Below are 1,026 nucleotides of genomic sequence, written 5' to 3'. Positions count from 1 at the left end.
TATTACCAAAGATTCCTGCTACCGAAGCTAACCCTAATACTTTCAAAAACTCTCTTTTATTCATCACCATGTGCTCCTGAAAGGGCTAACGTTTCACATAAAGGGCCGAGCGATAGCGAGGTCCGGCGACCGAAGGGAGCGAATTTAATGTGATTGTTAGGTTGATGCATGTAACTCACGTTTAGCAGATGATATAACTCGAACTGCTGAACGAAGCAGAAAAAATACCAACCCGACAGCAACCGCGATATCTGGCCAACCTGACCCAGTAAACCAAACTGCGCCTGCTGCTATAAAGACTGAAATGTTCGAGGCAATATCGTTCCTTGAGCACTCCCATACTGAACTCATATTTACATCTTCATTTCGGTGTCGCCAAAGCAGAAAGAGGCAAACAGAATTTGCCACGAGCCCCAAAAGACTAAATGCACCCATGACTTCAAAAATGGGTAACCCTGGGACAAAAATTTTGTAAATAACTTGAGCCGAAACCACCAAGGCAGCCACAAGAATCAGGATACCTTTAAACAATGCCACTTTAGCTTTGGTGTTGGTGCTCCTTGTAACGGCATACATGCTCAAGGCATAAGTAAGAGCATCACCAAAATTATCAAGGCTATCAGCTAGTAGCGCGGTTGACCCGCCATATACCGCAGCACCTGCAATCACAATAAACATGACAGCATTTATGCCCAAGACAATTTTTAGTGTTCCAAGCTGCCGTTCTTCGCGCAGGGCATCAATAGAACAGCCACCGTCACAACATCCACTCATCTTTCGATTCTCTTTTTCAACCTAACGTTAAAGCTCAGCGGCACAGTCAAATTGGTCGCGGCTTTTGCGACAGCAAAATGGCGTACCAATTTTGCTGTGTCCGTTGCAGCTACTTGATACTCATTGAGGCCACCCCCTAAGATTTCGGGCTCGGCAACTTGCGTTACTATCCCTCTTGCTCTTAAAACAATGACTCAAGAGGTGACCTCAAATGAAATTCTACACGAAACAACATGATTTTTATTGCGGAAT

1 protein-coding gene is annotated in these 1,026 nt (G+C 44.6%); it reads right to left on the bottom strand.

Going from position 1 to position 1,026, the window contains the following annotated elements; all coding sequences use genetic code 11:
* Positions 1-156: 156 nt before the first annotated feature.
* The gene (locus GY683_RS02500; protein WP_297287241.1) at positions 157-774 is read right to left on the bottom strand and encodes a cation transporter; all 618 of its coding nucleotides are present in this window, start codon (positions 772-774) and stop codon (positions 157-159) included.
* Positions 775-1,026: the final 252 nt, after the last annotated feature.

The organism is Moraxella sp., assembly GCF_024227015.1.
Classification (GTDB): domain Bacteria; phylum Pseudomonadota; class Gammaproteobacteria; order Pseudomonadales; family Moraxellaceae; genus Moraxella.
The sequence above is the reverse complement of the archived record's forward strand: the minus strand, read 5'-3'. Positions and strand labels throughout refer to the sequence as shown.

Bases quoted from the DNA above. Each gene is read 5' to 3' on its own strand.
- GY683_RS02500 (WP_297287241.1), bottom strand. From the start codon at position 774: ATGAGTGGATGTTGTGACGGTGGCTGTTCTATTGATGCCCTGCGCGAA.